Annotated in this window: 10 protein-coding genes; 5 read left to right on the top strand and 5 right to left on the bottom strand. The window is 40.9% G+C overall.

All coding sequences use genetic code 11. The annotated features are described in order from the left end of the window. The coding region (locus VB732_RS35070) for a GNAT family N-acetyltransferase (RefSeq protein ID WP_323235414.1) at positions 1-324 on the top strand (324 nt) is incomplete at its 5' end. Between the two features lie 75 nt (positions 325-399). Next, positions 400-882: a GNAT family N-acetyltransferase gene (locus VB732_RS35065; RefSeq protein WP_323235413.1), complete on the top strand. Its 483-nt coding sequence runs from the start codon at positions 400-402 to the stop codon at positions 880-882. Positions 883-1191: 309 nt separating this feature from the next. On the opposite strand, the gene VB732_RS35060 is transcribed toward VB732_RS35065, so the two are convergent. After that, positions 1192-1461, bottom strand: a complete 270-nt coding sequence (locus VB732_RS35060) for a ribbon-helix-helix domain-containing protein (protein ID WP_323235412.1) — start codon at positions 1459-1461, stop codon at positions 1192-1194. A gap of 51 nt (positions 1462-1512) precedes the next feature. Further along, complete coding sequence (gene parA, locus VB732_RS35055) at positions 1513-2133, bottom strand: ParA family partition ATPase (RefSeq protein ID WP_323235411.1); 621 nt, start codon at positions 2131-2133, stop codon at positions 1513-1515. A 142-nt stretch (positions 2134-2275) separates the two neighbouring features. On the opposite strand from parA, the gene VB732_RS35050 reads away from it, so the two are divergent. Both VB732_RS35050 and VB732_RS35045 read left to right on the top strand, forming a co-directional pair. Next, a complete protein-coding gene (locus VB732_RS35050) occupies positions 2276-2722 on the top strand; it encodes a DUF1016 N-terminal domain-containing protein (RefSeq protein WP_323235410.1) in 447 nt (148 codons plus the stop codon). Further along, positions 2701-3408, top strand: a complete 708-nt coding sequence (locus VB732_RS35045) for a PDDEXK nuclease domain-containing protein (protein ID WP_323235409.1) — start codon at positions 2701-2703, stop codon at positions 3406-3408. Before VB732_RS35050 ends, VB732_RS35045 begins: the two co-directional genes overlap by 22 nt. A 244-nt stretch (positions 3409-3652) precedes the next feature. Here VB732_RS35045 and VB732_RS35040 read toward each other — a convergent pair whose 3' ends face one another. From VB732_RS35040 to VB732_RS35030, 3 genes are all read right to left on the bottom strand, one after another. After that, positions 3653-4219: a hypothetical protein gene (locus VB732_RS35040; RefSeq protein WP_323235408.1), complete on the bottom strand. Its 567-nt coding sequence runs from the start codon at positions 4217-4219 to the stop codon at positions 3653-3655. Positions 4220-4448: 229 nt separating this feature from the next. Further along, positions 4449-4634, bottom strand: coding sequence for a tyrosine-type recombinase/integrase (locus VB732_RS35035; protein WP_416235805.1), 186 nt, complete (start codon positions 4632-4634; stop codon positions 4449-4451). A 33-nt stretch (positions 4635-4667) separates the two neighbouring features. Next, positions 4668-5237: a site-specific integrase gene (locus VB732_RS35030; protein WP_323235407.1), complete on the bottom strand. Its 570-nt coding sequence runs from the start codon at positions 5235-5237 to the stop codon at positions 4668-4670. A gap of 374 nt (positions 5238-5611) precedes the next feature. On the opposite strand from VB732_RS35030, the gene VB732_RS35025 reads away from it, so the two are divergent. Beyond that, a complete protein-coding gene (locus VB732_RS35025; protein ID WP_323235406.1) occupies positions 5612-6436 on the top strand; it encodes an Rpn family recombination-promoting nuclease/putative transposase in 825 nt (274 codons plus the stop codon). The last annotated feature ends 295 nt before the right edge of the window (positions 6437-6731 follow it).

The following is a 6731-nucleotide window of genomic DNA, read 5'->3' as shown; positions in this document are numbered from 1 at the left end:
AATGCCGAACCCGCAGGGCTTGTTGTCTGCTTAGAAGGATTCTCTACCTTCGCGTGCAAGCCATTACTTAATATTCACGATGTCATTGTTGCTTTACCCTACCGTGGTAGAGGCTTGTCCAAACTACTGCTACAGAAAGCGGAGGAGATCGCGTTCGACTTGGGCTGCTGCAAACTTACGCTAGAGGTACTTGAAGGAAACCATGTTGCCCAGTCAGCATACAAGGCGTGCGGATTCAGTGGCTATGAGCTAAATCCCCAGATGGGCAAGGCATTATTCTGGGAGAAGAAACTAGCAGAGGTGAGGGATGATCGCTACATTTAAGGTTCTCGGAGTCTTTTAGCTAGCAGCAGCATTTTTGTGGTTTATTACAATTAGGAATAGAAAATCTAAAACCGAATGAAGCTTATTTCAACAAAGCCAGAAAAACTGCTTCGTAAAGCTGAACCTTCGGATGCTTTCGACATTGAAGAGTGCGTGCGTGCCGCCTATGCTAAGTACCTGAAGAGAATGAACAAGCCACCATTCCCGACGCTCACAGATTACGAGGTAGTAATCACTCAGCATCAGGTCTGGGTTATGAACGACGTAAAGGGTTGCGCCGCTGTGCTTGTTCTGATCCCAAAACAGGATCACCTACTCCTCGACAATATCGCCGTACACCCGCGTCAGCAAGGTTATGGTCTAGGCCGCACCCTCATAGCTTTTGCTGAAACGGAAGCAATGAAACAGGGGTTTAATGCTCTGAGCCTATACACTAACGAGTGTATGACTGAGAATATCGCTCTGTATTCTCGTATAGGCTACGAGGAGATAGAACGGATAGTGCAGGACGGCTATTCCCGTGTCTTCATGCGTAAGCCCCTGGTTACGGATGCTTAACTATAGCTACAACCTCCCAATAGAGATGTCCATTGGTCAAGCCTCTCCTATTTAAATTAGTTATTAGACAGAAATTTTCTAAAAAATATATTCTAAGGGATGTGTTGAAACCAATACCGAGCAATGACACTGCGCGGTCACACCCCAAAAAACTGCATAAATCAAAACCATTGGTATCCCTCGGCTGTAGCAACCAATTTCAGAAAACCACCCGGATAATGCCATTACCAATGTCTTTTGGTTGTGCTGAATTTGGTTTAGGAAAAACGTTTTTCCTAAATTAATTTCTATGTGTATCCTGTCGTCGGCTCAAGCTATTGGCTTCTTGTTGTATTTCTCAAACAGGTCATTTAACGCTTCAGCTAATAGGGCTTGAACTGTAGTGTCTTGCGAGAGTGCCAATTGCTTTAACTGCTTAGATACAGCCGGGTCAAAATGACCGGCGATCGCTTTTTTCCCTTGTCTGCTTGGTGGTAACTCCGGCTTATCAGCTGCCTGAGCAGGAGAAGGAGAGCGTTCATCGGTCGCTGGTTTCCCAGATGCAATTTGTAGAGCGTCTGCGAGATTCTTCTTAGCCATATCTATGTTGAAGTTCGGATTATAAGTTTACTTGTATACAAGTAATATAATTTATATGTTTACTTGTTTACATATCCACTTGTAAAGTTGTTCAATTTCCTCGGCAGCCCTACCCGAAGGTTCATATTCTTGGGCTGTTTGTCCTGCTGTCAAGCTATGCACAAATGCCGCTCGTTGTCCTATTTGTATCGGGGCAACTGCAACTCCATAAGTGGCAATTGCTTCAATGGCTTCATGTGCTGAGGAACCGCGTGGAGGAACAGCATTGAGGACAACAGTTACAGTTTTGTTAGCAAGTTTTACTAGGTCGATACTATCGCTGATTGCTCGTAGGTCGAGAATTGCAGGACGGCAGGGAATCAAAATTAAGTCAGCTGCACGGATAGCTGCCAACGCTGCGGTTTCTGAGTGCGGTGCTGTATCAATAAAAACTATATCTGCCCCATTACTAGCGGCTGCTTCTAAAACTTTTGGCAGACGGGCGGCTTGTGCTGAGACAACCGCAGGAGTTTCATCCGTTCTACTGTCTCCCCAACCAGCAGCCGAAGCTTGTGGATCTAGGTCGATGATTGCTGTTGATAAGCCATCAATAGTGGCAGCAACAGCAAGATGCACCGCCAGAGTTGTTTTACCAGCACCGCCCTTTCTCGAAATTATGGCGATTGTTTTCATGTAGATAAGAATACATATAACAGTGTTAACACGTTAATATATGAAAATGTTTACAAGTTGACAAGTTAGATTGTAGACAAGTATCAGGTACGCGATTGGCGCAGTAATTTATCAGTAAGCGGGGAATTAAGAGTTAACTGAAATGGACAATTATGACAATTTCTTGCGCTCGTTAAAAGAACGCATACGCAGCGCCCAAGTACGAGCGGCATTGTCTGTTAACCGCGAATTGATATTACTCTATTGGCAAATTGGGCGAGATATTCTTCTTCAACAACAACAACAGGGATGGGGTGCAAAAGTTATTGAACGTCTCGCCAGAGATTTAAAACAAGCTTTCCCAGAGATGAAGGGATTCTCAGCACGTAATCTAAACTATATGCGGGCTTTTGCTGAAGCTTACCCAGATGAGCAAATTGTGCAACAGCTTGTTGCACTAATTCCTTGGGGGCATACAGCGCTTCCGGCTATTATGCAATACAGTTTTTCTCCTTGCCCACTCCTATCAAAGCTTTCAGATTTGGGAATGTACCTCATAGCTGCCGTAAGTGCTGTAATGTTCGTATTTTGGATGCTATCAAAGACATAACAGCAAAGCTATGGTATGTACAAAAAACCTTAGAAAACGGTTGGAGTCGAAATATTTTAACTCTACAAATTAACAATAGACTTTTTGAACGTCAGGGGAAAGCTGTTAATAACTTTGATGTTATATTACCCTCTCCTCAATCAGACATTGCTAGAGAGACTTTAAAAGACCCTTATGTTTTTGATTTTTTAAGTTTAGGAGAAGCAGCACAAGAACGAGAAGTAGAAAAAGAACTTGTTAAACACATTACCCAATTTCTTTTAGAATTGGGTGTGGGATTTGCTTTTGTTGGTCAACAATATAATTTGAAAGTTGGAGATGATGATTTTTATCTAGACTTGCTTTTTTATCATGTTAAACTACATTGTTTTGTAGTAATTGAATTAAAAACAGGTAAATTTAAACCTGAATATACAGGTAAAATAAATTTTTATCTTTCGGCTGTGGATGATTTACTTAAATCTCCTCTAGATAGTCCTTCAATTGGTTTAATTTTATGTGCAAGTAAAGATAATGTTATTGCTGAGTATGCGCTGCGTGATGTCAATAAACCAATTGGTATTGCTGAATGGCAAACTCAACTTACTAAGTCACTACCCAAAGAATTACAAACAAAGTTACCAACTATTGAGCAGTTGGAGGCAGAACTAGAGAATTTATCTGTGGAAGTAGAGGGTGAAGAATGAGTAAATATATTTAATATTAGTTAGTTATCTTGCTCGTTATTCAGATATTACTATTATTAATTTCAGTACAATTAAACCTTTACACGTAGACATGATGACTTGTATGCAAGTTATCATGTTTAGGTGTATACAAGTGGAGCAGGTAAGAAACAACTAAGCAGTAAATTTTTGCGCCTAGCTCAAAAGCTGAATATATAAGGGTTTGAGACAGCTTCGACTGCGTACCTTTCTTGCGCGGCACTGGCTAAGACAGATTTCTTAGCTTACTGCTGTACGAGTAGATGGTTAAACTTAAACTTAGTGCGCCAAACAAAAAACAAAAAATAGAAATAAAGATAATCGGCTTAGATTTATCTTGAGTGATAGTAAGCGATTTAGTTTGAGAATTATTTATAAAATTATTTATCTGGTCTCTAGTTTTTTGAGCATCAGATTTTAATGAATAGTAAAAAACATCAGGTACTTTTCCCGAATTAGTTAAAAGAGATACATAATATCCATCTACTCCTTCTAATGCCATAACTCGCTCAATTTTTGCGTTCTGAAATTCTTCTCCAGAATATTTTTTGGTAGTTGATTCCCACCAATTTTCATTATTTAATTGACAAATTACTTGGGTAGGGGTTCGCTCACATAAGAGACAAGTTGCTTTTGTAGTAATGGAAACCCCTATCAATCCAGCTAACATTAAAAAAAAGCAGCAGATAGAGAATAATAGGTTTAATATAATTACTGAATATGGAATACTTAACTTTGTTGCTTTACCTTTTTTAGATTGATTAGAATAGTTGTTTATATCTTGATTATCCATATTAATTATCCAGTCAAGTTATTCAGTAACTCTATTACTATTTCCTAGTAATAGATAACAAATATAATAGATAAAAGCACACTGGCTTTTGCTATTGAGTTTGGTGGTTTTACCCCGCTCAATCTTGCCCAAACTTTGAAGATGAATATCAGCCTTGAGTCCAGTTCACTTTGACTTCTGCCCAAGTTGGTGCGTATTGGGTGGTAGTTAGCACAAGCGCGAACCAACACTAAAACCCAATCACCGAAACAGCCTTCCGCTTCTGCTCTGGCGTGACCTCCAGATAACGCTGCAACGTCCCCAAATCACTATGACCAGAAATTTCTTGAATAGTTCTCAAAGGTATTCCCGCGCTGGACATCTGCGTGAGGGCAGTTCGCCTAAACGAATGGGTGCTGGCTCGTACACCTAACAAAGATGTTGGTATAGATCATTTTCTATACATTGTTCAAAAATCCAAAGCAGAGATAGCGTTTTGCTTCTGCTTCTCAGTTACCCCCAGATATCGCTCCAAAGCTGCCAGCGTCCGATGCCCCGATATCTCCTGTATGTGGCGCAAAGGTATCCCTGCATCGCTCATCCTGGTTAACGCAGTCCTCCTGAAACTGTGGGTACTAACGCCCTCAATCAAGAGCCGCACACAGGTATCTCTGAGAATTTTATCAGCACTGACCTTATGGATATGCCCCAACCCATGCCGACCAGGAAACAAAAACTCCTTGCGGCGATTGGGGTTGTACTCTTCTAAATACTGCTTAAGCTTCGGATGCACTTGGATCTCCCTGGTGTCCCGCTTGCCTTTGGTGTTGACACTGCGTAGTACTAACACGCCTCTGACACCGTTGCTGCCAAATACATCTTTCACCGCCAAAGTGCAAGCTTCATTGATCCGGCAAGCAGCATAAAGGCACACACCAAACAAAGCTTTGTCTCTTGGGTTGACAAAGCCCTCAGTAAATAGGACATTGATTTGATCGGGTGTGAGGATTTCTGCCCTGCCGAAGCGGTTTATTTTCATACGTTCTAGCCTACATTGTCTAATCGCAATTAAACAATGTAAGTCACCAAAAACCCTATTCTATCGTGAGCGAATCCAGGCAATTAACCCAGACTTATCAATCAGCCCGAAAGCATGAACGCTACAACCCGCATTCCGTCGTTGGCTGATAAAATTAGCTTATGGAGAGCAGCACATTGACCAATTGCAGGTATGATCTGCACCAGTATGATTTGCTCATCTTGCGGCTGTCTCAACTGTCTATACTCGCTTCTATACCAAGAGTTGATAAATCGTTGCTATCAAAACCGATATCAATTTTCTCTGCGCCAGCGTCTAGATATGGTGTAGACCGTGCGTGCAACTGTAAATAAATGTGAAATGGGGTGTAGATTGTGAGTTTTGACAACGTTTGTAAGGTTTTAGCTGAAAAATACCCAAGAGAATTTGTTAGTTGGTTACTGGCTGAAGCACCGACAAAAGTTAAGGTACTTAAAACCGAATTGAGTTTAGAACCAATCCGTGCAGATTCTGTTACCTTCCTGCAAACAGCCAATCGAATTTTACACATCGAATTTCAAACGCGCACCATCTCAAATCCGCCGCTTCCATTCAGGATGCTGGATTACTCCGTGAGGTTAATACGTCAATATAACGTCCCAGTCACCCAGGTAGTAATTTTTTTACAAGAGACAAATAACGAAATTGCTTTTACCGAAGAATATGTTTCGGAGACAACAACTCACCGTTATCGAGCCTTGCGGATGTGGGAACAAGAATCAGCACTATTTCTTGATAATCCTGCATTATTACCTTTAGCACCATTAACAAGAACAACCTCACCGCAAAGGTTGCTATCCCAGGTTGCCCAGAGTGTTGCTAGAATTTCCGATAGGAATACTAAACAGGATATTGCAGCTTACGCGGAGATTTTAGCTGGTTTAAAGTTTGAAAAGGGATTGATACGTCAATTTTTAAGCGAGGATGCGATGCAAGAGTCAGTAATTTATCAGGATATTTTACAGAAGGGTAAGCAACAGGAAGCCTTTCAGTTTTTAATGCGTCAGTTAACTAGGCGTTTTGGTGAGATAGATTCGTCAATAATTGAACGGATTCAAGTATTGTCTACTGAACAATTGGAAGTATTGGGTGAGGAATTTGTGGATTTTACTACAATATCTGATTTGTTAACTTTACTAGAACAGCAGGAAAATAATTAAAATTTTTCACCACCAAATCAGGAATTGATTCGTCAATTTACTCTTTAGCAGTTGAGTGAACAAGCTAAACGCAGAACTTAAAGATGTTCGACAGAATCTCTGTCTATCATCACCAAAGGCTTTTTTTTAAGAAGGGTAATGAACATGGGTAGGTAGCCAGCCGCTCTTAAGAAGGAAGATAGAGAAAAGTTAACTACCACCACTCCCCGACTTAATCCTTTCCCTCTCCTCACCAATACATCATTCATTCACAATCAAGTTATAGTCAATATAACCGAGCATCGCCCCTCTTTTT

The sequence above is a fragment of the Nostoc sp. UHCC 0252 genome, from assembly GCF_034931145.1.
GTDB lineage: Bacteria > Cyanobacteriota > Cyanobacteriia > Cyanobacteriales > Nostocaceae > Nostoc.
The sequence above is the reverse complement of the archived record's forward strand: the minus strand, read 5'-3'. Positions and strand labels throughout refer to the sequence as shown.